Here is a 25099-nt window from a genome sequence, read left to right as displayed (position 1 = left end):
TTTACGCCTGGTGACTGATCCGGCCATCCACCAAGGTGTAACGCACCACACCCGGCAGGCTATGGCCGAGGAACGGGCAGTTCTCGCCTTTCGACAGCCAGGCTTCACCGGCAACGGTCGAGGCCTTCGGATCGAACAGCACGATATCCGCCGCGCCACCCACCGCCAGTTTGCCCGCCGGCAGGCGCAGGGCTTCGGCCGGGCCGGCGCTCAGGCGGGCCAGCAGGGTCGGCAGATCCAGCAGACCATCCTCGACCAGCGTCATCGCCAGCGGCAGCAACAGCTCGACGCTGCTGATACCCGGCTCGGTCGCGCCGAACGGTGCCAGTTTGGCATCGCGTTCATGGGGCTGGTGATGGCTGGAGATGGCCGAGACCACGCCGGACTTCACCGCTTCACGCAGACCATCGCGGTCGGCGCGGGTGCGCAGCGGCGGTTGCACGTGGTACAGGCTACTGAAGTCGATCAGCGCTTCGTCCGTCAGGATCAACTGATACAGGGCGACATCCGCCGTGACTTTCAAACCACGAGCCTGGGCCTGAGCGATCAGGGCCACGCCGCGAGCGCTGGTCAGCTGGCTGAAGTGCGCACGCACGCCGGTTTGCTCGACCAGCAACAGATCACGGGCCAGGGCCACGGTTTCAGCGGTTTCCGGGATGCCCGGCAGGCCGAGGAAGCTGGCGGTGGCGCCTTCGTGGGCCAGGCCGCCATCGGCGAGGTCGTGATCCTGCGAGTTGAAAATCACCGTCAGGTCGAACGTTGCCGCGTAGTCCAGCGCCCGGCACAGGGTGCGGGTGTTGCGGAAGCTTTCCAGACCGTTGCCGAACGCCACGCAACCGGCGTCGCGCAGGGCCACCAGTTCTGCGAGCTGTTCGCCATCCAGACCTTTGCTCAGCGCGCCGATCGGGAACACCTTGGTGTTGCCGGCCTCGCGGGCGCGGTCGAGGATCAGCTCGGCCACGGCGGAGGTGTCGAGCACCGGTTTGGTCTTCGGCGGGCAGCACAGGCTGGTCACGCCACCGGCCGCCGCAGCGCGGGTTTCGCTGGCGATGGTGCCTTTGCGACTGTAGCCCGGCTCGCGCAGGGCGACGTTGAGGTCTACGAGACCTGGAGCGGCAACAAGGCCTCGGGCATCGATGGTTTCGACGGCAGTGAAACCGGCCGGTGCAGCGCCGAGGGCGACGATCTTGCAGGCTTCAACGTGAATATCGGTGATTTGATCCAGGCCGCTGCTTGGATCGATGACGCGGGCGCCGAGAATGCTGAGCTTCACTGGGCGTTCTCCTGCTCGAATTGACGTTGCGCCGTTTGCCCGCTCATGGCCATCGACAGCACGGCCATACGGATCGCGATGCCGTAGGTGACTTGATTGAGGATCACCGAGTGCGGGCCGTCGGCCACCGCCGACTCGATCTCCACGCCACGGTTGATCGGCCCGGGGTGCATGACGATGCAATCGGGCTTGGCGCCGGCCAGGCGCGCGGTGGTCAGGCCGAACAGGCGGTAGAACTCGCCTTCGCTCGGCAGCAGGCCGCCGGTCATGCGCTCACGCTGCAGGCGCAGCATGATCACCACGTCGACGTCTTTCAGGCCTTCGGTCATGTCGGTGTAGACCTTCACGCCGTACTGCTCGATGCCGATCGGCAGCAGGGTCTTCGGCGCGATCACGCGGATGTCCGGGCAACCGAGGGTCTTCAGGGCGAGCATGTTCGAGCGCGCCACCCGCGAGTGCAGGATGTCGCCAACGATGGCCACCGAGAGGTTCTCGAAACCGCCCTTGTGGCGGCGGATGGTCAGCATGTCGAGCATGCCCTGGGTCGGGTGCGCGTGCCGGCCGTCGCCGCCGTTGATGATCGCCACTTGCGGGCAGACATGTTCGGCGATGAAGTGAGCAGCGCCGGAGTCACCGTGGCGCACGACGAACATGTCGGCGGCCATGGCTTCCAGATTGCGCAGGGTGTCGAGCAGGGTTTCGCCCTTGCTGGCCGACGAAGTCGACACGTTCAGGGTGATCACGTCCGCCGACAGGCGCTGGGCCGCCAGTTCGAAGGTGGTGCGGGTGCGGGTCGAGTTTTCGAAGAACACATTGCACACGGTCTTGCCGCGCAGCAACGGGACCTTCTTCACGGCCCGGGCACCGACTTCGAGGAACGAGTCGGCGGTGTCGAGGATTTCCGTCAGCAGCTCGCGGCGCAGGTCGTCGAGCGAGAGGAAGTGGCGCAGCTGGCCCTGATCATTGAGCTGCAGCGGGCGCTTGGTATCTAGAGGCGTCATCGCGAGGGGGACTCTCAATAGGGCGGATTAAAGGGCTAGGTCTTGCAGTTCGAGGGCCAGCTCCGGCCCGGACAGCTTGACCCGCTCGTGGGCGGCCAGCGACAGGGTCGCGCCGACCACGTTCGGGCGGATCGGCAGTTCGCCGGCGTCCAGGTCCAGCAGGCAGACCAGCGTCACGCTGGCCGGGCGGCCGTAGTCGAACAGTTCGTTCATGGCAGCGCGGATGGTCCGGCCGCTCATCAGTACGTCGTCGATCAGCACCAGATGCTGGCCTTCGATTTCGAAGGGCAGGGCGGAAGGGCGCACTTGCGGGTGCAGGCCGTTCTGGCTGAAGTCGTCGCGGTAGAAGGAAACATCCAGCGTGCCCAATGGCGCATCGCTGCCCAGCTCTTTGAGCAGGGACTGGGCGACCCAGACGCCGCCGGTGCGGATGCCGATGTAACGCGGTTCGCTGATTTCACGCTGGGCAAGGTGCGCCTTGAGGCGGGTCGCCATCTGGCTGATCAGATCGGCGGGATTGGGCAGGCTCATGGTTGCTCCTTCTCGGGGTCGAGCCGGTTCTCGCGAACCGGGGCTCGGGTTGTAACCAAAAGAAAAGCGCCGTAGCGCTTGTCAGGATTCAAATAGTGCGGTGTTTTCGTCGAGCCAGCCTTGCAGCAGCAGGGCGGCGGCGATGGCGTCCACCGGGTTGTCGCGGTAGCTGCCCTTCTGCCCACCGCGCACCAGTCGCTCGCCCTTGGCTTCGAAGGTCGTCAGGCGCTCATCGTGGGTATAGAAAGGCAGGTTGAAGCGGCCATTGAGGCGGCGGGCGAATTTCTCGGCGCGGGCGCACATCTCGCTGGGCGTGCCGTCCATGTTCAGCGGCAGGCCGACCACCACGGCGTCGGGTTTCCATTCCTTTATCAGGGCTTCGACCTGATTCCAGTCCGGCACACCGTTTTGCGCCTTCAAGGTGCACAGTTCGCGGGCCTGGCCGGTAATCACCTGGCCGACCGCCACGCCGATCTGTTTGGTGCCGTAGTCGAAGCCGAGGATCAGGCGCAGGGCCATCAGGCGTGTCCTGCCTGGCTGGTCAGCAGGCTGAGGTTGATCCCCAGGTGCCTGGCCGCTGCTTCCAGGCGCAGTTCACTGCTGGTGTTGAACAGGATGTCGGCGTCGTACGGGCAGGTCAGCCAGGCGTTGTCGGCCAGCTCGGCCTCCAGTTGCCCGGCTTCCCAGCCCGCATAACCGAGGGTGATGACGCTTTTGGCCGGGCCCACGCCATCGGCGATGGCGAACAGCACGTCCTGCGAGGTGGACAGGGCCAGATCGCCCTCCAGCTCGACGGTCGCCTGGAACGTCTTGCCCGCCGGGTGCAGGACAAAACCGCGATCAGTCTGCACCGGGCCGCCGATGAAGATCGGCACATGCTGGCACAGCGCTGGCGGGTCGATGTCAGGGCGCAGTTGTTCGAGGATGTCGGCCAGATTCAGCTCTTGCGGTCGGTTGACCACCAGCCCCATGGCGCCATTGGCCGTGTGCTCGACGATGTAGGTCAAGGTGTGGGCAAAGTTCGGGTCGGCCATGTGTGGCATGGCGATCAGGAAGTGATGCTTGAGGTAGCTGGGGCTGACGTTTTTCATGTGCGGTAGTGTGGCGTTCGGGGGGCGAACTGACAAGCTGGAGCGGGCAAAAGATCGACTCAGTTACTGGACAGCCGGTCACCCCGGGCGAATTTCCAGGTGCGGATGATTTCCAGCCGGTCGATGTCCGACAGGTCCCCGGTAAACGGTGCAAACGGTGCCGCCAGTCGCACGATACGTTGCGCCGCCTGATCCAGCAGCGGCTGGCCGGAAGACTCCAGCACCAGCACTTCATACAGCGAGCCGTCGCGGTTGATCGACACCATCAGGCGCAGATTGCCGTAGATCTGCTTGCGCCGGGCTTCGTCGGGGTAATTGAGGTTGCCGATGCGCTCGACCTTCTTGCGCCATTCGTCCTTGTACCAGGCGCCCTTGTCGCGCATGGTCGACGCGGCGCTGAGGCGGTGGATGCGCGGGCGCTTGGCGTACAGCTGTTGTTCGTTGGCCAGTTCGGCTTCAAGGCTGGCGATGTCGCTGGAGAGCTGCGAGCTGTCGAAAGTCGGCGCATCGACCGTCGGTTTGGTCTCGGTCCTGGCTTCTTCTTTCTTGGTCGGCGCCTTTTTCGGTTTCGGCGCGACGGTGGTCACGGCCGCCTTGGGCGCGGCTTCCTGCACTTCCGGCTTGGCGGCCGGTGGAGGGGTGACTTTCTTGACTTCGTTTGCCTGGAACGGCGCGACTTCGGTGGTCTTGGGGATCGCCTTCTTGTCGAGGGTACCGCTGCCTTCCTGGTTTTCCTGGGCTAGGAAATCGGCCTTCGCCGGCTTCTTTTCGCTCTTGAAGGTGGCGAGGGTGATTTCCAGGGTTTTGCTGATCTGCTTGGGCTCGACCATGGTGAAACCCACGCCGAGCAGCAGCGCCAGGTGGATCAGCGCCGCGAGAAACAGGGTAAATCCGAGGCGATCGACCGGGCGCACGCCTTTATGGGCGAGTTCAGCGGGCAGATCGGACGGAAGTGTCATGACAAGAAAACCAACATCGCGTTTTTCACAGGCCGCGCATGATAACGCAATGTTGGTTTCACGCCTTGGGCTTCAAGCATCAAGCGACAGGCTGCATGTGATGCACATCAAGCTTGCAGCTTTTTCTCGATGGCATCCATCAGCAGGCTGCCGATGTCGGTGCCGAAGGCATTGTCGATTTCGCGGATGCAGGTCGGGCTGGTGACGTTGATTTCGGTCAGGTGCTCGCCGATCACGTCCAGGCCGACGAACAGCAGGCCTTTTTCGCGCAAGGTCGGGCCGACCTGGGCGGCGATCCAGCGATCCTTGTCGGTCAGCGGACGGGCTTCGCCACGACCGCCAGCCGCGAGGTTGCCACGGGTTTCGCCCTGGGCCGGAATCCGCGCCAGGCAATAATCCACCGGCTCGCCGTCGATCATCAGGATGCGCTTGTCGCCGTCCTTGATCGCCGGCAGGTAGGCCTGGCCCATGATCTGCTGGGCGCCGAGGGCCGTCAGGGTTTCCAGGATCACCGACAGGTTCGGGTCGCCGGCGCGGTGACGGAAGATCGAAGTACCGCCCATGCCGTCCAGCGGCTTGAGGATCACGTCGCCATGTTTGGCGGCGAATTCACGCAGCACGTCGGCGCGGCGGCTGACCACGGTTGGCGGCGTGCACTGCGGGAACAGCGTGGCGAACAGCTTTTCGTTGCAGTCGCGCAGGCTCTGCGGTTTGTTGACCACCAGCACCCCGGCGGACTCGGCCTGTTCGAGCAGGTAGGTGGAGTAGACGAACTCCATGTCGAACGGTGGATCCTTGCGCATCAGGATCACGTTCAGATCGCTGAGCAGCGAATCCTGCTCGGCGCCCAGTTCGAACCATTTTTCCGGGTTGGCGAAGACTTTCAGCGGCTTCATTCGCGCCCGTGCCTGGCCTTCACCCTGGTAAAGGTCTTTCTGTTCCATATAGAACAGTTCCCAGCCGCGCTTCTGCGCCGCCAGCAGCATGGCCAGCGAGCTATCCTTTTTATAGGAAATGCTGGCGATTGGGTCCATGACAATCCCGACGCGAACGCTCATTGGGTTTTCCTCGAAAATTGGCTACCGGATCGGTATGAAAAAAGTGCCGCCAGAGTGGCGCCGGGCGGGTTTTCGGTCAAGGAAAAACCCGTCGATAGATTGGATCAGGAGACTGTGCTAAAAAGGCTGCCATGTCGTGCTGGCCCTTGAACATCAAGGGTTTCCAGCCATTACGCATCGCAAAACGGACAAATTGATTCGCAAAGGCGACGGTAGAGCCCCCTTATGGAACAGCAGTCCAGCGCCTTGAAGGTCATGGTGATCGACGACTCGAAAACGATTCGTCGCACCGCCGAGACCCTGTTGAAAAATGCAGGGTGCGAAGTCATCACCGCGATCGACGGTTTTGACGCTCTGGCGAAGATCGCCGACCACCATCCCGGGATCATCTTTGTCGACATCATGATGCCGCGTCTGGATGGTTATCAGACCTGCGCTTTAATCAAGAACAACAATGCGTTCAAGGGCACGCCGGTGATCATGCTGTCGTCCCGGGACGGGCTGTTCGACAAGGCCAAGGGGCGGATTGTCGGTTCCGATCAATTTTTGACCAAGCCTTTCAGCAAGGAAGAACTGCTCGACGCGATCTCGGCCCATGTTCCGGGCTTCGCTGCCGCTTTGCCGCAGTAAGACACGCACAGAGACGCTCGGCCAGCGGGCCCGGTGTCGACAAGAAAAATGGGGAAGACCATGGCACGTATCCTGATCGTCGATGACTCGCCGACCGAAATGTACAAACTCACCGGCATGCTGGAAAAGCACGGGCACGAAGTGCTGAAAGCCGAAAACGGCGCCGACGGCGTGGCCCTGGCCCGCCAGGAAAAACCCGACGCGGTGCTGATGGACATCGTCATGCCCGGCCTCAACGGCTTTCAGGCTACCCGCCAGTTGACCAAGGATGCGGAAACCAGCCACATCCCGGTGATCATCATCACCACCAAGGATCAGGAGACCGACAAGGTCTGGGGCACCCGCCAGGGCGCCAGGGACTACCTGACCAAACCGGTCGACGAAGACACGCTGATCAAGACCCTGAACAACGTGCTGGCCGGTTGATCGCGCCGCCATGAGCGAGTCGCTGACCGCGTTCGAACTGTTGTGGCAGATCGACCAGCGCTGTCGCCTGCTGGCGGCGGACCTGCCGTCGCAACCGGCGCGCCAGGATCGCTGGAGCGGCATCGGCTTTCGTCTGGGCGAGCACTGGTACGTCACGCCGATGGGCGAAGTCAGCGAAGTGCTGCCCGAACTGCGTGTCACCCAGCTGCCGGGCGTCAAGCCATGGGTCAAGGGCGTGGCCAATCTGCGCGGACGGCTGCTGCCGGTCATGGACCTGTGCGGCTTTTTCGGCCATGAGCTGTCACCGATGCGCAAACAGCGGCGGGTATTGGTGGTAGAGCATCAGGACGTGTTTGCCGGGTTGCTGGTCGATGAAGTCTTCGGCCTGCAGCACTTCGAGCAGGACAGTTTCGAATCCGTCTCGATCAGTAAACGGCAGGGCTCCAAAGGCGAGTTCATCAAGGGCTATTTCCGGCGCGAGCAGAACTGGCGGGTGTTCAGCCTGTTTGCGCTGGCGCAGTCACCGAGTTTCATGCACGTCGCGGTTTAACAGGCGAGGACCGATGATCAAAGCAAAAACAGGCAAGCCCGCAGAAGGCTCGCGCAGCCGCTCGCAGATCATCGTGCTGTTTATCGCACTGATCGTGTTCATCATGCTGCTGTTCGCCAATTTCGCTTACCTCAACACCCAGGCCAACTACGACAAGCAGTACATCGGCCACGCCGGCGAGCTGCGGGTGCTGTCGCAGCGGATCGCCAAGAACGCCACCGAGGCTGCCGCCGGCAAAGCCGCCGCGTTCAAACTGCTCAGCGATGCGCGCAACGACTTCGCCCAGCGCTGGGGTTACCTCAAGAAGGGCGACCCGAGCACCGGCCTGCCGCCGGCGCCATCCGTCGTGCGCCCGGAAATGCGCGCCGTGCAGCTGGACTGGGAACGCCTGCTGAAAAACACCGACGCGATTCTCTCCAGCGAGCAGACCGTGCTGTCCCTGCATCAAGTGGCCGCGACCCTGGCCGAAACCGTGCCGCAGTTGCAGATCGAATACGAAAAGGTCGTGGAAATCCTCCTGCAACGCGGTGCGCCGGCGGCGCAGGTGGCGATGGCCCAGCGTCAGTCGCTGCTGGCCGAGCGGATTCTCGGTGCGGTGAACACCGTGCTCTCGGGCGATGAAAACTCCCAGCAGGCTGCCGACGCGTTCGGCCGCGATGCCGCACGCTTCGGCCAAGTGCTCAACGGCATGTTGCAAGGCAACCCGGCGCTGAAGATCAGCCAGGTCGAAGACCGCGATGCCCGTGCGCGTCTGAGCGAGATTTCCGAGCTGTTCCAGTTCGTCTCGGGTTCGGTGGATGAAATCCTCGAAACCTCGCCGGAGCTGTTCAAGGTCCGTGAGTCGGCCACCAATATTTTCAGCCTGTCGCAGACCTTGCTCGACGAAGCCTCGCACCTGGCCAGCCGTTTCGAAAACCTTGCCGGCGGGCGTAACACCGACACCATCGGCGGCTACGTACTGGGCCTGCTGGCGCTGGCCTCGATCATCCTGATCGGCCTGGTCATGGTCCGGGAAACCAACCGTCAGTTGCGCGAGACCGCCGAAAAGAACGAACGCAACCAGAACGCGATCATGCGCCTGCTCGACGAGATCGAAGACCTCGCCGACGGCGACCTGACCGTGACCGCCTCGGTGACCGAAGACTTCACCGGAACCATCGCCGACTCGATCAACTATTCGGTCGACCAGTTGCGCGATCTGGTCGCCACCATCAACCTCACCGCCGGCCAGGTCGCCGCTGCGGTGCAGGAAACCCAAGCCACCGCCATGCATCTGGCCCAGGCCTCGGAGCATCAGGCCCAGCAGATTTCCGAAGCCTCGACCGCGATCAGCGACATGGCTCAGTCGATCGATCAGGTGTCAGCCAACGCCGCCGAATCCTCGGCAGTGGCCGAGCGTTCGGTGGAGATTGCCAACAAGGGCAACGAAGTGGTGCACAACACCATCCACGGCATGGACAACATTCGCGAACAGATCCAGGACACCGCCAAGCGCATCAAGCGTCTGGGCGAGTCGTCCCAGGAAATCGGCGACATCGTCAGCCTGATCGATGACATTGCCGACCAGACCAACATCCTCGCCCTCAACGCGGCGATTCAGGCGTCGATGGCCGGTGATGCCGGGCGCGGTTTTGCCGTGGTGGCCGACGAAGTGCAGCGGCTGGCCGAGCGCTCGTCCGCCGCGACCCGGCAGATCGAGACGCTGGTGCGGGCGATCCAGACCGACACCAACGAAGCCGTGATTTCCATGGAGCAGACCACCACCGAAGTAGTGCGCGGCGCGCGGCTGGCGCAGGATGCCGGGGTGGCCCTGGAAGAAATCGAAGGCGTGTCCAAGACCCTCGCGGCGCTGATCCAGAGCATTTCCAACGCGGCGCAGCAGCAGACGTCTTCGGCCGGGCAGATTTCCCTGACGATGAACGTGATCCAGCAGATCACCTCGCAGACCTCGTCCGGCTCCACGGCTACCGCCGAGAGCATCGGCAACCTGGCGAAAATGGCCAGCCAGTTGCGTCGCTCGGTGTCCGGGTTCACCTTGCCGGCGGCGTCTGCGCCCGTCTCGGACAAGGCGTGAGGCCTGCGGGCGAGGCAATGTCGAGCGGAGTGGTTATGGGTGACCGGCACGATTACGTGGCCCTTGAATGGGTCAAGGGTGAAATCGCCGAGACGCTGAGGCAGGCGCATCAGGCCATCGAAGCCGTGCTCGACGATCCGCAGTCCGTGCCCGGGCTGGACGAATGCCTGGCCTGCATCCATCAGGTGCACGGCAGCCTGCAGATGGTCGAGTTCTACGGCGCGGCATTGCTCGCCGAAGAAATGGAACACCTGGTCGAAGCGTTGCAGAACGACCGCGTCAGCCACCGTGACGAAGCGCTGCACTTGCTGTTGCAGGCGCTGGGTCAATTGCCGATCTACCTCGACCGCGTGCAGGGCGCCCGCCGCGACCTGCCACTGGTGGTGCTGCCGCTGATCAACGACTTGCGCAGCGCCCGGGGCGAAAGCCTGTTGTCGGAAACCAGCCTGTTCAGCCCGCAGTTGCCTGAACTTGCGTCTTTGGGCGAGGAAACCCTGGCGCTGCTGGAGCCGGCAGAGCTGCCGAATGTGCTGCGCAAATTGCGCCAGATGCTGCAAATGGCGCTGGTCGGATTGCTCCGCGAACAGGATGACCAGACGCACCTCGGTTATCTGGCCAAGGTCTTCACCCGCCTCGAAGCGTTGAGCGGTAACTCGCCGCTGAGCCCGTTGTGGCAAGTCGCCTCGGCGCTGGTCGAAGGCATGCGTGAAGGGCGAATCGCCAACAGCCCGGCGCTGCGCAGCCTGTTCAAGGACGCCGACAAGGAACTCAAGCGCCTGCTCGAACAGGGCATGCCCGGCCTTAACCAGCCGCCACCGCCTGAACTGCTGAAAAGCCTGCTGTTTTATATCGCCAAAGCCGAACACCCCACCGGGCAGATGCTGACCATGAAAGATCGCTACTCCCTGGACGACGCGCTGCCCGACAGCGCGATGGTCGACGAAGAACGCGCGCGCCTGGCCGGCCCTGACCGCGATGCCATGCGCTCGGTGCTCGCGGCGCTGTGCGAAGAGCTGGTGCGGGTCAAGGAACGCCTCGACCTGTTCGTGCGCAGCGACCGCCAGCACGCCTCGGACCTGGACAGCCTGCTGGCGCCGCTGCGCCAGATCGCCGACACCCTGGCGGTGCTCGGTTTCGGCCAGCCGCGCAAGGTGATCATCGATCAACTGGCGGTGGTGCTCAGCCTCGCGCAGGGCCAGCGCGAACCGAACGACGCCACGCTGATGGACGTCGCCGGCGCCTTGCTCTACGTCGAGGCGACGCTGGCCGGGATGGTCGGTACGGTGGAGCCGGAGAGCCCGGATGACTCGCGGCTGCCGACCACCGACCTGACGCAGATTCATCAGATCGTGATCAAGGAAGCGCGCATCTGTCTGCAACAGGCCAAGGACATGATCGTCGACTACATCGACGCCGACTGGGACCGCCAGCAACTGCAAAGCCTGCCGGCGCTGCTGACCCAGGTGCGCGGTGCGCTGGCGATGATTCCGCTGGCGCGGGCGGCCAGCCTGCTCGAAGCCTGTAACGGATTTATCCGCGAGCACCTGTTGCTCGACCCGCACGAGCCGGGCTGGCAGCAACTCGACAGCCTCGCCGACGCCATCACTAGCCTCGAGTATTACCTCGAGCGCCTGACCGACGATCCGCAGGCACCCAGCGAACATTTGCTGGATATCGCGCAGAAAAGCCTCGCCAGTCTCGGTTTTTTTCCTGACGAACAGCCCGGCGAGCCGCATGTGCCGGTGCTCGACGATGTGCTCAGCCCCAGCGAAGCGCTGGTGATGCAGGATTTACAGGAGCTGGACGACCCGCAGATCGTGCAGTCGTTGGCCGAAGTGCTGGCCAGCCCGGTCTCGGCGGTCAACCCGCCGGCGCTGACCACGCCGGGCAGCCTGCTGCCACCACCGGCCGATGAAGAACCGGTGGATGACGAGCTGCGCGAAGTGTTCCTCGAAGAAACCGGGGAAGTGCTCGAGGTGCTGAGCGACTACCTGCCGCGCTGGTCTGCCGAGCCCGATGACCGCGCCGCCCTCAGTGAGCTGCGCCGCGGCTTCCATACGCTGAAGGGCAGCGGCCGGATGGTGCGCGCGCTGGTCCTCGGCGAGCTGGCATGGGCGGTGGAAAACCTGCTCAACCGCGTGCTGGAACACAGCGTCGAACCCGGCCCGGCGGTGCGCCAGTTGCTGGCCGACACGCTGCTGCTGTTGCCGGACCTGATCGCCGAATTCGCCACCAACGGCCAGCGCCAGCGCCACGATGTCGATCAACTGGCGGCCCGCGCCCATGCGCTGGCCAAGGGCGACACGCCGCTGCCCGCCGAAGATGTGGAAGATGTCACGGCCCTCGATCCGCTGTTGCTGGAGATCTTCCGCAACGAAGCCGAGACTCACCTCGCCAGCCTCAATCGCTTCCTCGATCAGGCTGCCGAGCATGTGCCGTTGCAGGCCAGCGACGAGTTGCAACGAGCCCTGCACACCCTCAAGGGCAGCGCCTCGATGGCGGGGGTGTCACCGATTGCCGAACTGGCGGCGCCGCTGGATAAACTGGCCCGGGAATTCAAGGCCCATCAACTGGCGCTAGACCTCGACGAAGTGGAACTGCTGCTCGAAGCCGAGGGCCTGTTTCGCGTCGGTCTGCGTCAGCTCAAACACGATCCGCTGGCGCCGATTGTCGGCGCGCAGTCGCTGATCAAACGCACCGAAACCCTGCTCGGCGAGCGTCTGGAATCGATCCTCAATGCCCCGAGCAGTGCGGTGCGGGTCAAGCGCGATCCGCAACTGATCAACAACTTCCTGGCCCAAGGCATGGACATCCTGCTCGACGCCGAAAGCCTCTTGCAGCGCTGGCAGCAGCACCCCGGCGAACGTCAGGAACTCAGCGCGCTGCTGGATGAGCTGACCACCCTGGGCGAGGGCGCACACCTGGCGGATCTGCTGCCGGTGGATGTGCTGTGCGAAGCCTTGCTCGATCTATACGGTGCGGTCGAAGAAAGCAGCCTGGCGGTCAGCGAGCGGTTTTTCCATGAGGCGCAGCAGGCTCATGAAGCGCTGATCAACATGCTCGACGAACTGGCCGCCGGCCAGGAAATCACCCCGCAACCGCAACGCATCCGCGCCTTGCACGAACTGCTCGACGAGAGCCTCGACCCGTCGGCCATGGGCCTGATCCGCAGCGATGGCAGCCGCACCACGAGCATCCGCGAACTGGGCAGCGCCACCGCCGAACTGCAACAACACAGCGCCGACAGCGGGCCGGACGACGAGATCGTCGAGATCTTCCTCGAAGAGGCGGTGGACATTCTCGACAGCGCCGGCCAAGCCTTGCAGCGCTGGCTGAAGGATCCGGAAAACGGCGCACCGCTGTCGTCGCTGCAACGGGATTTGCACACGCTCAAGGGCGGCGCGCGTATGGCCGAGGTGGCGGCCGTCGGTGATCTGGCCCATGAGCTGGAAGGCCTTTACCAAGGGCTGGTGGATCGTCGGTACAGCCACAGCGAAGCTCTGGATCGATTGCTGCGCCAGAGCCACGAGCGCCTGGCGCTGTTCCTCGAACAGTTGCACCGGCACCAGCCGCTGGATCCGGCGCAGGACCTGATCGAGGCGATCCGCCGCTTTCGCCAGGGCCCGAGCGCCAGTCCTGAGACGCCGACCGCTTCCGCCACACAGGACGGCCCCGGGCACGATCCGGAGCTGCTGGAGATCTTCCTTGAGGAAGGTTTCGACATCATCGAAAACTCCGGCGCCGCGTTGCTGCGCTGGCAGGCCGAACCCGGCAATCGCCAGGAAGTGGAAACCCTGCTGCGCGATCTGCACACCCTCAAGGGCGGCGCGCGGATGGTGGAAATCGGCCCGATCGGCGACCTTGCTCATGAGTTGGAAAACCTTTACGAAAGCCTGTCTGCCGGCACCCTGCAGGGCAGCGCCGAACTGTTCGCGCTGTTGCAGCGCGGCCATGACCGCTTGGCGCAGATGCTCGACGGGGTGCGCGCCGGTCAGCCGTGTCCGCCGGCGGACCGGCTGATCAGCGCGATCCAGAATTTCAGCCATCCCGTGCCGGTGCAAACCCCGGCGCCCGTGCCGCCGGTTGCGGTCAAGGCCGAGCCTGCGGCCCCGGCGCCCGAGACCGGGGCGGACATGGTCAAGGTCTCCGCCGAACTGCTCGACGAGCTGGTCAACCTCGCTGGCGAAACCTCGATTTTCCGTGGGCGCATCGAGCAGCAAGTCAACGATGCGCAGACCGCCCTGCACGAGATGGAAACCACCATCGAGCGCATGCGCGACCAGTTGCGCCGGCTCGACACAGAAACCCAGGGGCGGATCCTCAGCCGTCAGCAAGTGGATGCCGAACGCCTCGGTTACGAAGATTTCGACCCGCTGGAAATGGACCGCCATTCGCAGTTGCAGCAGTTGTCACGGGCGCTGTTCGAGTCTGCTTCCGACTTGCTGGACTTGAAGGAAACCCTCGACCGGCGCACCCACGACGCGGAGAACCTGTTGCAGCAGCAGGGGCGGATCAACACCGAGTTGCAGGAAGGCCTGATGCGCACGCGCATGGTGCCGTTCGAGCGCATGTTGCCGCGTCTGAAACGCATCGTGCGCCAGGTCGCCGAAGAGCTGGGCAAGGACGTGGCGTTCAGCGTCGGCAACGCCGAAGGCGAGATGGACCGCAACGTCCTCGAGCGCATGGCGGCGCCGCTGGAACACATGCTGCGCAATGCCGTCGACCATGGCCTGGAGTCCGCCGAAGTCCGGCTGGCGGCGGGCAAACCGGCGCAGGGGCAGATCAGCCTCGACCTGTCCCGCGAGGGCGGCGACATCGTGTTCGACATCCGCGACGATGGCGCCGGCGTGCCGCTGGATGCCGTGCGGCGCAAGGCGATCAAGCGCGGCCTGCTGGCGCCGGACGCCGAGATCAGCGACCGCGAGGTGTTGCAGTTCATCCTCCAGCCAGGTTTTTCCACGGCCGAGAAAATCACCCAGATTTCCGGGCGCGGCGTGGGCATGGATGTGGTGCATGAAGAAGTGCGGCAACTGGGCGGCACCATGAGCATCGATTCGGTGCCGGGGCAGGGCGTGCATTTTCGCATTCGCCTGCCGTTTACCGTGTCGGTCAACCGTGCGCTGATGGTGCAGTGCGGCGAGGATCAATACGCGATTCCGCTGGACACCATCGACGGCATCGTCCGCGTACTGCCGAATGAACTGGACGGGCATTTCCGTCTCGACCCGCCGACTTATCAGTACGGCGGCCAGCGTTATGAACTGTGCTATCTGGGCGAGCTGCTGAAAACCGCGCCACGGCCGAAACTGTCCGGCCAGAGCCTGCCGGTGCCGGTCTTGCTGGTGCAGTGCAACGACCGGCACATCGCGGTGCAGGTCGACACGATGGCCGGCACCCGCGAGATCGTGGTCAAGAGCCTCGGCCCGCAGTTCGCCTCGGTGCAGGGCGTTTCGGGGGCGACGATTCTCGGCGATGGCCGGGTGGTGCTGATTCTCGACCTGCTGGCGCCGATCCGCGCGATGCAGGCGCGGTTGCCGCAGCGTCCGGCCGGCCATGAAATCGAGAGCGAACCGCACAAGCCGTTGCTGGTGATGGTGGTCGACGACTCGGTGACGGTGCGCAAGGTCACCAGCCGCCTGCTCGAACGTCATGGCATGAACGTGCTGACCGCCAAGGACGGGGTCGATGCCATGCTGCTGCTGGAAGAACACATGCCGGACCTGATGCTGCTCGACATCGAAATGCCGCGCATGGATGGCTTCGAAGTGGCGACCCAGGTACGCCAAGATGAACGCCTGCAGCATCTGCCGATCATCATGATCACCTCGCGCACCGGACAGAAACACCGCGACCGCGCGATGGCCATCGGCGTCAACGACTACCTCGGCAAGCCGTACCAGGAATCGGTGCTGCTCGAAAGCATCGCCCTGTGGAGCAAAAAACATGCATGAACCCCGGCACAACCAACGCAGCAGCCAGCTCACCGGGCTGCTGCTGCCGCTGGCGGATCGCAACCTGATCCTGCCCAACGTCGCCGTCGCCGAGCTGATCGACTACCAGTCCAGCGCCTTCGATCTCGACACACCGCCGTGGTATCTGGGGCGGGTGACCTGGCGTGAGCGGCAGATTCCGCTGCTGAGTTTCGAGTCGGCGTGCGGCAACAAAATCGTCATCGGCGAGCGGGCACGGATTGTCATCCTCAATGCCCTGGGCGGGCGGCCGGAGTTGAAGTTCATCGCGCTGCTGGTGCAGGGGATTCCGCGCTCGTACAAGCTCGACAGCCAGTTGAGTTATGTCGACGTGCCGTTGTGTGCGCTGGAGCAGGCGGCGGTGCAGGTCGGGGAGCAGGTGGCGAAGGTGCCGGATTTGTTGGCGCTGGAGGAGTTGCTGGTAAACGCCGGCCTGGTCTGACCGACCTCAGTTTCAGAGCTGGCAACGCGACGGCTTTTGTGGCGAGGGAGCTTGCTCCCGCTGGGCTGCGCAGCGGCCCCATTATTTCCAGCGCGCTAAACATTCTGCGCTACTGACAGTTCATTTCATCCGAAAGACGCAAGAGGCCGCTTTGCGACATTTAGCTGCTGCCAACCAACCACTCAGCCGTTCACTACCCCCTGTGACGCTGGCGCCTGCGTATTTTCCCCGAGCTTCTAATCGTCGCTTATTAATTTGATAAAACTAACTTGGCATCATTTCTTTATTCACACACTCCAGCTCATCAAGCCCAAATTTTTCTGAATCTTTTTTTGCAAGTGACATTTGGTTATGCCATAGGGACACCGCATGCCCACCTCGATGAGCAACTTCCCATGGTTTTGGACAGTCTAAGAAATTCAGTATGACACTCTCACTTTCTCGGTTAGTCAACATGCCGGGAAATAAAAAAGTATTATATTTTCTGGGTAGTGGATGAAAATGACCTTTTAGCGCTCGATTAATCGCGCACTGATCGTGAAATATTAACTCTACATCCGGGTCCAATACGTAGCCTATTGCCTTTTTCAAAATGACCTCGGTTGCCGGATGCTTGAGATTAAATAACATGACACCAGAATTCATGTATTTTTTATTTGATATCCCATGAATCTTCATCGCTCGAACAACTTTATCTATCGGCCTATCTACGGCGCCAGACACTGGGTAACCCAGCTGATTAGTAGCAAAAATGGGTGTGAGATCGTTAGTTATCACAACGTCAGCGTCTAAATAAAGCAACTTATCATAGCCTAGGCGGGACAGCATTTTTATAGCGAACAATCTACCGTAAGCCATAGGTGGAAGTGTGCGTAGACTCAGGCAACCGTAATGCTCTCGGGTCTTGCTGATGTCTGGCATGTTTTCGTGAATTAGTAAAAAATCTGGCCATTCCTCAAACTTTGACAATTGTTGGGATATCATTATCCAGAATGGCATTTCTACCTCAGGCAGAAATAGTGCAAGCACTGGTTTCTCTGAACAATGAGACATTTCCCTTACCAAGCCAAAAATTGCCACGAGTGCGGGGACTCGATAAGAACGATCAATACAAAAAAGAATAACGTTTTTGGCATCTGGATTTTTCAGTGGCGATCCAAAAGTATTAAAATCTAAAAAACCAGAATCAGATAAATCATATCCGGACGTTAAGCCATAAGTGGAGGAAATTGCCTCTCTGCAAGAAAGCAAATCTGGAAAACGATACCAGCCTTCAACATCCTCTATCATTCCTACCACTTCTTGAGCCCCTGCTTTGCTGTCGATTACCCGTAGGACAGTTTGCATTTGTGTGTGATAGCAAAATTCAGGGCGCAACCAGTATTTTAATAACGCTCTACCAATAAAAAAGTTTCCCACTTCAATATGGTAATAAATAATTCTTCCTAGGAGCGATGATGGCACGCATGAAAGTTCCGAATACCCAGCAATCAGCTTTCCTGCCTCATCCAGCCTATTATGTTCACAGAGAAAGTCTATTCTAAATTCCGCGAGGCTTGACTCCATCATAAAGTCTTGAGGAGTTATTTTTAAAAATAGCTCATCGACCTCTCTTTCTCCATAACATTCAGCAGTCAGCCTCAGCTCTAAAGCTTTTATTTTCAGATCATACGGGCAAACGCCGACAAGATACTGTATTAAGGTTTTAGCGGATTCGATCTCATTCTTGCACAATAGACCAGACGCTAAATCAACTAATTCTTTTGAGTATGCTGTAACAAACTCAAATAAAGGATGAGAAATCAAATTAACGATAAATCGATCCGCACCATAGAGAACCGCGAGTGATAGCAAGGTCCTAATGGATCGACCATCGGTACTGCCATATATTCCATCCAAGAACAGTATTAGTTCATCAGTAGATGTACTGTTTAACGCAAACCTTATTGTGAATACCTCAAGGTCAGATAAATTTTCCCGAGGTGTTTTTTTATCGCAGATGCGATAGTCTCTTTGCGTTAAATCCAGCGATTTTTGCAAATCAAGTATCATTGACTTTTTTTGGAGATCTATCATCTAAGCAGTCCTCTCGCGACGATGCGTTCACCCGCCCAGGGAAAAAGTGGAGCTATAGTTGTTCAATAGACAACAATTTAATATTTATGAATTTCATTGGGTTTTACACTAACTCAACCGGCGACTGAGTCGCACCTGTCAAAAATGACAGTCAGTTATATTGTTTTGCGATGAAAATGTCATTTTAGTGAGCGATTACCTTGGCCTGGGCCATTGCAATAGCTTTTGTGGCGAGGGAACTTGCTCCCGCTGGGCTGCGCTGCGGCCCCATTATCTCCAGCACGCTGAATATTTAGCGCCTGCTGCGCAGTCGAACGGGAGCAAGCTCCCTCGCCACAGAGGTTTCGCGTCAGCGCTTGGCCTGAGCCAACGCCTCCTGATGATCCAACGCCCGCTCCACCAACAAATGCACGCCATCCGCCATACGGCTTAACGCCAAGGCTACAGACTGACGCGAGCCCTCCACATCGTCCGCCAGATCCGCCGCAATGGCGCTGATGGACAGCAAGTCTTCGGAAGCATTGGTCAGCAGGGCTTCGGTAGTGATACCAGGCGCAACGGTGAACAGCTGGAATTTTCGGCGCTTGTCCGATTTTTCGGACGCGGGTGGGAAGTAATGGGAGAAGGCGCGCTCGGCGGCTTTCTTGAGCTTTTCGTCTTCGTGGGGGGATTGGGAGTTTGTGTCTGGGGGATTGGGAGTGACTTTGAACATAGTAGTACCTTCATTTAGTGATTTTTAGCTGCACCATTCGATTTCCAGGCGAAGGGGTGGCAGCTGTACGCAGGCTGGAAATCCGGGGGTAAATGAAGAAAACGTTGCATGTCTCAAAGCTGTGTCGCCTCACTGGCCCTATCGCTGGCTTGCCAGCGATGACGTCAGTTCAGGCAACCATTACTCTGACCGTAACAATCCACCACCCAGCTTGATTGATGCCCCTACCCAACCCTCCTACTGTGACCCCACGACAGCGAACCCGTGGAGTGGTCATGACTACAACAATATCCCCCGACGCGCGATGGTCGCGGCGGCGCAGCGAGAAGCAGCGGCGTCTTGAGTTGGTCAAAGGTCTGGCCGACGGTGCGGTGTTGCCCACCGACAAAATCGTCGCGGCACTCGAAGCGCTGATCCATCCGGGCGACCGTGTGGTGCTGGAGGGCAACAACCAGAAGCAGGCGGATTTCCTTTCGCGTGCGCTGGCCAAGGCCGATCCTGAAAAGCTCCACGACCTGCACATGATCATGCCCAGCGTCGGCCGTTCCGAGCATCTGGACCTGTTCGAACGCGGCATCGCCCGCAAGCTCGATTTCTCCTTCGCCGGCACCCAGAGCCTGCGCATCAGCCAGTTGCTCGAAGACGGTCTGCTGGAAATCGGCGCGATCCACACCTACATCGAACTCTACGCCCGGCTGGTGGTGGACCTGATCCCCAACGTCGTGCTCTCGGCCGGGTTCATGGCCGACCGCGCCGGCAACATCTACACCGGCCCAAGCACCGAAGACACCCCGGCGCTGATCGAACCGGCGGCGTTCAGCGACGGCATCGTCATCGTCCAGGTCAACCAACTGGTGGACGATGTCAGCGAGCTGCCCCGTGTGGACATCCCCGCGTCGTGGGTCGATTTCGTGGTGGTGGCGGACAAGCCGTTCTACATCGAGCCGCTGTTCACCCGCGACCCGCGCCACATCAAACCAGTGCACGTGCTGATGGCGATGATGGCCATCCGTGGGATCTACGAAAAACACAACGTGCAGTCGCTGAACCACGGCATCGGTTTCAACACCGCGGCCATTGAACTGATCCTGCCGACCTACGGCGAATCCCTCGGCCTCAAGGGCAAGATCTGCCGCAACTGGACGCTCAACCCGCACCCGACGCTGATCCCGGCGATTGAAAGCGGTTGGGTCGAAAGCGTGCATTGCTTCGGCACCGAACTGGGCATGGAAAACTACATCGCCGCTCGTCCCGACGTGTTCTTCACCGGCCGTGACGGCTCGCTGCGTTCCAACCGGATGTTCTGCCAACTGGCCGGGCAATACGCGGTGGACCTGTTCATCGGTGCGACCCTGCAAGTCGATGGCGATGGTCATTCCTCCACCGTGACCCGTGGTCGTCTCGCCGGGTTCGGCGGCGCGCCGAACATGGGCCACGACCCGCGTGGTCGGCGTCACGGCACTCCGGCCTGGCTCGATATGCGCCATGACGATTCGCAGCAGCCGATGCTCGAACGTGGCAAAAAACTCGTGGTGCAGATGGTCGAGACCTTCCAGGAGGGCGGCAAACCGACCTTTGTCGAGACCCTCGACGCGGTGGAGGTGGCGAAGAAAAGCGGCATGCCGCTCGCGCCGATCATGATCTACGGCGACGACGTCACCCACCTGCTGACCGAAGAGGGCATCGCCTACCTGTACAAGGCGCGTTCGCTGGAAGAGCGTCAGGCGATGATCGCAGCGGTGGCCGGCGTCACCGCCATCGGCCTGCGGCACAACCCGAAAGACACCGAACGCATGCGCCGCGAAGGCCTGATTGCCTTGCCCGAAGACCTTGGCATCCGCCGCACCGACGCCACCCGCGAATTGCTGGCGGCGAAAAGCGTGGCCGATCTGGTCGAGTGGTCCGGCGGCCTCTACAACCCGCCCGCCAAGTTCAGGAGCTGGTAATGCACGCACTCAACCTGCAACCCAAAACCATCACCCTCGCCGAACGGCTGGCGGATCTGGCCGTGGACGCGCTGATCGACGAAGCCGACCTGTCGCCGAAACCGGCGCTGGTCGACCGTCGCGGCAACGGTGCGCACACCGACCTGCACCTGGGATTGATGCACGCCTCGGCGCTGGCGCTGTGGCCGGCGTTCAAGGAAATGGCCGAGGCCGCGCTTGAGTTCGGCGAAATCGGCTTGCCGCTGCGCGAAGCCATCGGCCGCATCGGAAGGGAAGGCGAGCAAGCGATGCTCGCCACCACCAATGGCGTGAACACCCATCGCGGGGCGATCTGGGCGTTGGGCCTGCTGGTCACGGCGGCTGCGCTGGACACGAAGTCCATCAGCGCTGGCGCCGTCACCCTGCGCGCTGCGCGTCTGGCGTTGCTCGATGATTGTTATGCGCCGCGTCCGCTGAGCCATGGCGCCCAAGTCGCCCAACGCTATGGCGCTCGCGGCGCCCGGGAAGAAGCGCAACTCGGCTTCCCGTCCGTAGTGCAGCGTGGCCTGCCGCAGCTCAAACGCAGCCGCGCCGCCGGCCATGGCGAACAGAACGCCCGGCTCGATGCCTTGCTCGCAATCATGACCGACCTCGCCGACACCTGCGTCCTGTACCGTGCTGGCGAACAGGGCCTGCACGCGATGCAGCACGGCGCCCAGGCAGTGCTCGACGCCGGTGGCAGCGCCAGCCTCACCGGTCGCCGCCGCCTGCACGAACTCGATCAACAACTCATCGCATTGAATGCCTCGCCCGGTGGCGCCGCCGACTTGCTCGCCGCCAGCCTGCTGCTCGACCGGATCGAGCGCGACGGCATCCTTCAGGGAGCGTTTTGATGGAAACCTTATCCTTTGAATTCCCCGCCGGGCAGCCGCCGCGCGGTCGGGCGCTGGTCGGTTGTGTCGGTTCCGGTGATCTGGAAGTGCTGATCGAACCGGGCCTGGCCGGCAAGCTGACGATCAATGTGCAGACCTCGGTCAATGGCGCCGAGCAGCGCTGGCAGCATCTGTTTGCGCGGATGTTCGACGGCACCACACCGCCAGCGATGGCCATCGATATTCACGACTTCGGCGCGACCCCGGGCGTGGTGCGCCTGCGGCTGGAACAAGGCTTCGAGGAGATCGGCCATGACTGACACCTCAACGCTTTTGCAAAAACATTCGTTCGTCGAACTCGGCGCACGGCAGCGGGCGAAAGCCTTGCTCGACGCCGGCACCTTCCGCGAACTGCTCGATCCGTTTCAACGCGTCATGTCGCCGTGGCTCGAACGTCAGGGCGTGGTGCCGCAAGCCGATGACGGCGTGGTGATCGCCAAGGGCAGCCTCGACGGTTTGCCGGTGGTGATTGCGGCGATTGAAGGCGCGTTTCAGGGCGGTAGCCTCGGTGAAGTCGGCGGCGCAAAAATCGCCGGCGCGCTGGAACTGGCCGCCGAAGACAACCGCAAAGGCATCCCGACCCGCGCCATCCTGCTGCTGGAAACCGGCGGCGTGCGCCTGCAGGAAGCCAACCTTGGCTTGGCGGCGATTGCCGACATCCACGCGGCGATTGTCGATCTGCAGCAATACCAACCGGTGGTTGGCGTGGTGGCCGGCAGCGTCGGTTGCTTTGGCGGGATGTCGATTGCCGCCGCGCTGTGCAGCTATTTGCTGGTGACCCAGGAAGCACGCCTAGGCCTGAACGGCCCGCAGGTGATCGAGCAGGAAGCCGGGATCGAGGAATACGACTCTCGCGACCGGCCCTTCATCTGGAGCCTGACCGGTGGCGAGCAACGTTTCGCCAGTGGTCTGGTGGACCGTTATGTCGCCGATGACGTGGCGCAGATTCGCGGGCAGGTCGGCGAGTTGCTGCAACAGGGCCTGCCAGCGCAACCGCGCAGTCAACGGGCCGAGTGGTTCCTGCAACGCCTGATGAGCCTGGGCACTGACAAGCAAATCGAGCCTTCGGTGGTTCGCGATCTGTATCAAGGAGAGCGCTCATGAGTGGTTATTCCGTGCGCGGTTTGAACTGGTTCAACGCCTTGAGCGCTGGCGCGAATGCCGTTGAAGGTTTGCCGCCATCGCTGAAGGTCGCCGACGGGGCACTCGGGCGTTTTATCGCGGTGGTCGCCGATCCGCAAAACCGTTTCCCTCGCGCTTGCAACGGCGAAGTCGGTTTGCTCGAAGGCTGGGGGCTGGCCAAATCGGTGGATGACGCGATCACCGCCGACCAGGACAAAACGCAAAAGCGTCCCTTGATCGCGATCGTCGATGTGCCGAGCCAGGCCTACGGTCGCCGCGAAGAAGCCCTCGGCATTCACCAGGCCCTGGCCGGCGCGGCGGACGCTTATGCCCGCGCGCGGCTGGCCGGGCATCCGGTGATTGCGCTGCTGGTGGGCAAGGCCATGTCCGGGGCGTTTCTCGCTCACGGATATCAGGCCAATCGCTTGATCGCCCTGCGCGATCCGGGGGTGATGGTGCATGCGATGGGTAAGGCTTCGGCGGCACGGGTGACGTTGCGCAGCGTCGAAGAACTGGAAGCTCTGGCGTCCAGCGTGCCGCCGATGGCCTATGACATCGACAGCTATGCCAGCCTCGGATTGCTCTGGGAAACCTTGTCGGTGCAGCAGATCGAACAGCCGACGGCGGAGGATCTGGCGCGGGTCGGCGAATGCCTGAAGCAAGCCATCGAAGATATTGGTGCGACTGATTTGAGCAATCGTCTCGGCGCGAAAAATCGCGAAGCCTCCAGCCGCGTACGTGAATTGCTGAGGGCGCAGTGGTGAACACGCCTCTGGCCCACGACCTGCTGTGGGGCATGACGCCAGCGCAGTTGCCAGCGGAAGCGCCGCAGTGGGCGATTAATTCGCTGGCTGGCGGGCAACCGGTGGTGGTGCGGCGGGCGTTGAGTGAAGACGGATTCGTGGCGGTGGGCGTGCGCGGTCGGTTGCGCGAGCAGCGGCTGGCGGCGTTTATGTCTGTCGATTCGATTGCCTGTCGGGTCAGCCCGGAAGCGCTTTGTCATGTAGAGAGCGCGCGTGATCTGCCGGTCATGCAGGCGCTGCGGCAACTGCGGCCGGTGCTCGATGATTGCGGTTGGATCTGGGGTGTCAGTGGCAGTGCCGGGTTTGAACTGGCCAGTGGATTTACTGCGATGCACGAGCGCAGCGATCTCGACTTGATCCTGCGTACACCGCAGCTCATCACCCGTAATCAGGCGCGCAAACTGGTGGCGCATCTCGATCAGGCGATCTGCCGGGTCGACCTGCAATTGCAGACGCCGTTCGGTGCCGTCGCCCTGCGCGAATGGGCCGGAAATGCTTCGCGGGTGCTGCTGAAAAACGCCCATGAAGCCTGTCTGGTGTCTGATCCGTGGAACCCGCAGGAGCAGGCAGCGTGAGCAGCCTGCTGGTGTTTCCCGGCCAGGGCGCGCAGCAACCCGGCATGCTTCAGCGTTTGCCTCGGGAAACGCTGATCGAGGCCAGCGATAGCCTCGGTGAAGATGTCTTGCAACTGGATTCCAGCGAAGCGTTGCGCAACACCCGAGCGGTTCAGCTTTGCCTGCTGATCGCCGGGGTCGCAGCCTCGCGGCAGTTGTTGCAGGGCGGACTCACCGCAGATTACGTCGCCGGCCTGTCCATTGGTGCCTACCCGGCAGCGGTGGTCGCCGGAGCATTGAGCTTCAGCGATGCGCTGCATCTGGTCAGCCTGCGCGGCGAGTTGATGCAGCAGGCTTATCCACAGGGCTTCGGCATGACCGCGATCATCGGCCTGCAATTATCCACAGTCGAAATGCTGCTGGCGCAGGTGCACGGCGCAGAAACACCGGTGTACCTGGCCAATATCAACGCCGATAACCAGGTGGTGATTGCCGGCAGCGACAAGGCGATGCAAGCGGTCGCCGAGCTGGCGCGCAGTCGTGGCGCCGGTCTGGCAAAACGGCTGGCGGTCAGCGTGCCGTCGCACTGCCCGTTGCTGGATGAGCCTGCGCAAACCCTCGCCGAAGCGTTCACCAGGGTAGAACTGAAAACACCGAACATCGCTTACCTGAGCGGCAGTCGCGCCAGGCCTGTGACCAAGGTAGAAGCGCTGCGCGACGATCTCGCCTTCAACATGTGCCGCGTGGTGGACTGGCGCGGCACCGTACAAAGCGCCTACGAGCGCGGCGTACGTCTACAGATCGAACTGCCGCCCGGTGCGGTGCTGACCGGGCTGGCGCGCCGGGTGTTCGAACAGGGGACTGTCACTGCCTTCGACAGTGCCCGGCTCGACACCTTGCAGGCGCTGTTGCGTGAAGAGGAGGGCCGCCGACTCTAGACCGCTGCGACTCAGGCTTCGAACAACAAAAAC

The 25099-nt window shown here is 61.9% G+C and carries 22 protein-coding genes; 13 read left to right on the top strand and 9 right to left on the bottom strand.

From position 1 onward, the window contains the following. Position 1 precedes the first annotated feature (1 nt). The 7 genes from L6D74_RS01100 to gshB all read right to left on the bottom strand — a co-directional run bounded on the left by L6D74_RS01100 (position 2) and on the right by gshB (position 5913). A complete protein-coding gene (locus tag L6D74_RS01100) occupies positions 2 to 1273 on the bottom strand; it encodes a dihydroorotase (RefSeq protein WP_236187501.1) in 1272 nt (423 codons plus the stop codon). Then, positions 1270 to 2274: an aspartate carbamoyltransferase catalytic subunit gene (locus L6D74_RS01095; RefSeq protein ID WP_236187500.1), complete on the bottom strand. Its 1005-nt coding sequence runs from the start codon at positions 2272 to 2274 to the stop codon at positions 1270 to 1272. Before L6D74_RS01095 ends, L6D74_RS01100 begins: the two co-directional genes overlap by 4 nt. 27 nt (positions 2275 to 2301) lie before the next feature. Beyond that, positions 2302 to 2805, bottom strand: coding sequence for a bifunctional pyr operon transcriptional regulator/uracil phosphoribosyltransferase PyrR (gene pyrR, locus L6D74_RS01090; protein WP_236187499.1), 504 nt, complete (start codon positions 2803 to 2805; stop codon positions 2302 to 2304). Positions 2806 to 2886: 81 nt separating this feature from the next. Next, entirely contained in the window at positions 2887 to 3324 is a 438-nt protein-coding gene (gene ruvX / locus L6D74_RS01085; protein ID WP_007953334.1) for a Holliday junction resolvase RuvX, read from the bottom strand. Continuing rightward, positions 3324 to 3896, bottom strand: a complete 573-nt coding sequence (locus L6D74_RS01080) for a YqgE/AlgH family protein (RefSeq protein ID WP_011336368.1) — start codon at positions 3894 to 3896, stop codon at positions 3324 to 3326. The genes ruvX and L6D74_RS01080 overlap by 1 nt, the downstream gene beginning before the upstream one ends. 59 nt (positions 3897 to 3955) lie before the next feature. Further along, entirely contained in the window at positions 3956 to 4855 is a 900-nt protein-coding gene (locus L6D74_RS01075; protein WP_039767939.1) for an energy transducer TonB, read from the bottom strand. A 107-nt stretch (positions 4856 to 4962) separates the two neighbouring features. Next, positions 4963 to 5913 (bottom strand): glutathione synthase, encoded by a 951-nt coding sequence (gene gshB / locus L6D74_RS01070; protein ID WP_085611972.1) that lies wholly within the window; start codon positions 5911 to 5913, stop codon positions 4963 to 4965. A 225-nt stretch (positions 5914 to 6138) separates the two neighbouring features. Here gshB and pilG point away from each other — a divergent pair, with 225 nt between their 5' ends. The 6 genes from pilG to L6D74_RS01040 are packed head-to-tail and all read left to right on the top strand — an operon-like array spanning position 6139 to position 16004. Next, on the top strand, positions 6139 to 6543 hold the full coding sequence (gene pilG / locus L6D74_RS01065; RefSeq protein WP_007953330.1) for a twitching motility response regulator PilG: 405 nt from the start codon (positions 6139 to 6141) through the stop codon (positions 6541 to 6543). A gap of 60 nt (positions 6544 to 6603) precedes the next feature. Further along, positions 6604 to 6969, top strand: a complete 366-nt coding sequence (gene pilH, locus L6D74_RS01060) for a twitching motility response regulator PilH (RefSeq protein ID WP_011336365.1) — start codon at positions 6604 to 6606, stop codon at positions 6967 to 6969. Between the two features lie 10 nt (positions 6970 to 6979). Continuing rightward, a complete protein-coding gene (locus L6D74_RS01055) occupies positions 6980 to 7519 on the top strand; it encodes a chemotaxis protein CheW (RefSeq protein WP_007953327.1) in 540 nt (179 codons plus the stop codon). A gap of 13 nt (positions 7520 to 7532) precedes the next feature. Further along, positions 7533 to 9593 (top strand): methyl-accepting chemotaxis protein, encoded by a 2061-nt coding sequence (locus tag L6D74_RS01050; RefSeq protein ID WP_064600068.1) that lies wholly within the window; start codon positions 7533 to 7535, stop codon positions 9591 to 9593. A gap of 35 nt (positions 9594 to 9628) precedes the next feature. Further along, entirely contained in the window at positions 9629 to 15544 is a 5916-nt protein-coding gene (locus L6D74_RS01045; protein ID WP_236187498.1) for an Hpt domain-containing protein, read from the top strand. Beyond that, positions 15537 to 16004 (top strand): chemotaxis protein CheW, encoded by a 468-nt coding sequence (locus L6D74_RS01040; protein WP_236187497.1) that lies wholly within the window; start codon positions 15537 to 15539, stop codon positions 16002 to 16004. The genes L6D74_RS01045 and L6D74_RS01040 overlap by 8 nt, the downstream gene beginning before the upstream one ends. 264 nt (positions 16005 to 16268) lie before the next feature. On the opposite strand, the gene L6D74_RS01035 is transcribed toward L6D74_RS01040, so the two are convergent. Further along, positions 16269 to 18080: a glycosyltransferase family 8 protein gene (locus tag L6D74_RS01035; protein WP_236187496.1), complete on the bottom strand. Its 1812-nt coding sequence runs from the start codon at positions 18078 to 18080 to the stop codon at positions 16269 to 16271. Positions 18081 to 18429: 349 nt separating this feature from the next. Then, the gene (locus L6D74_RS01030) at positions 18430 to 18792 is read right to left on the bottom strand and encodes a DUF6124 family protein (protein WP_236187495.1); all 363 of its coding nucleotides are present in this window, start codon (positions 18790 to 18792) and stop codon (positions 18430 to 18432) included. A gap of 275 nt (positions 18793 to 19067) precedes the next feature. On the opposite strand from L6D74_RS01030, the gene mdcA reads away from it, so the two are divergent. From mdcA to mdcH, 7 genes are read left to right on the top strand one after another with little or no spacing between them, the layout of a single operon-like run. Beyond that, on the top strand, positions 19068 to 20738 hold the full coding sequence (mdcA, locus tag L6D74_RS01025) for a malonate decarboxylase subunit alpha (RefSeq protein ID WP_236187494.1): 1671 nt from the start codon (positions 19068 to 19070) through the stop codon (positions 20736 to 20738). Beyond that, on the top strand, positions 20738 to 21610 hold the full coding sequence (locus tag L6D74_RS01020; protein ID WP_236187493.1) for a triphosphoribosyl-dephospho-CoA synthase: 873 nt from the start codon (positions 20738 to 20740) through the stop codon (positions 21608 to 21610). Before mdcA ends, L6D74_RS01020 begins: the two co-directional genes overlap by 1 nt. Beyond that, on the top strand, positions 21610 to 21909 hold the full coding sequence (locus L6D74_RS01015) for a malonate decarboxylase subunit delta (RefSeq protein ID WP_039767948.1): 300 nt from the start codon (positions 21610 to 21612) through the stop codon (positions 21907 to 21909). The genes L6D74_RS01020 and L6D74_RS01015 overlap by 1 nt, the downstream gene beginning before the upstream one ends. Beyond that, positions 21902 to 22753: a biotin-independent malonate decarboxylase subunit beta gene (locus L6D74_RS01010; RefSeq protein ID WP_236187492.1), complete on the top strand. Its 852-nt coding sequence runs from the start codon at positions 21902 to 21904 to the stop codon at positions 22751 to 22753. The genes L6D74_RS01015 and L6D74_RS01010 overlap by 8 nt, the downstream gene beginning before the upstream one ends. Continuing rightward, positions 22750 to 23535 carry a biotin-independent malonate decarboxylase subunit gamma gene (mdcE, locus tag L6D74_RS01005; protein ID WP_236187491.1) on the top strand — a complete coding sequence of 262 codons (786 nt, stop codon included), beginning with the start codon at positions 22750 to 22752 and terminating at the stop codon, positions 23533 to 23535. Before L6D74_RS01010 ends, mdcE begins: the two co-directional genes overlap by 4 nt. Further along, positions 23529 to 24149 (top strand): malonate decarboxylase holo-ACP synthase, encoded by a 621-nt coding sequence (locus L6D74_RS01000; RefSeq protein ID WP_236187490.1) that lies wholly within the window; start codon positions 23529 to 23531, stop codon positions 24147 to 24149. The genes mdcE and L6D74_RS01000 overlap by 7 nt, the downstream gene beginning before the upstream one ends. After that, the gene (gene mdcH, locus L6D74_RS00995) at positions 24146 to 25066 is read left to right on the top strand and encodes a malonate decarboxylase subunit epsilon (RefSeq protein WP_236187489.1); all 921 of its coding nucleotides are present in this window, start codon (positions 24146 to 24148) and stop codon (positions 25064 to 25066) included. The genes L6D74_RS01000 and mdcH overlap by 4 nt, the downstream gene beginning before the upstream one ends. The last annotated feature ends 33 nt before the right edge of the window (positions 25067 to 25099 follow it).

It is taken from the genome of Pseudomonas pharyngis, from assembly GCF_021602345.1.
In the GTDB taxonomy this organism is placed as follows: Bacteria; Pseudomonadota; Gammaproteobacteria; order Pseudomonadales; family Pseudomonadaceae; genus Aquipseudomonas; species Aquipseudomonas pharyngis.
This window is presented reverse-complemented; position numbering and strand designations above follow the sequence as displayed.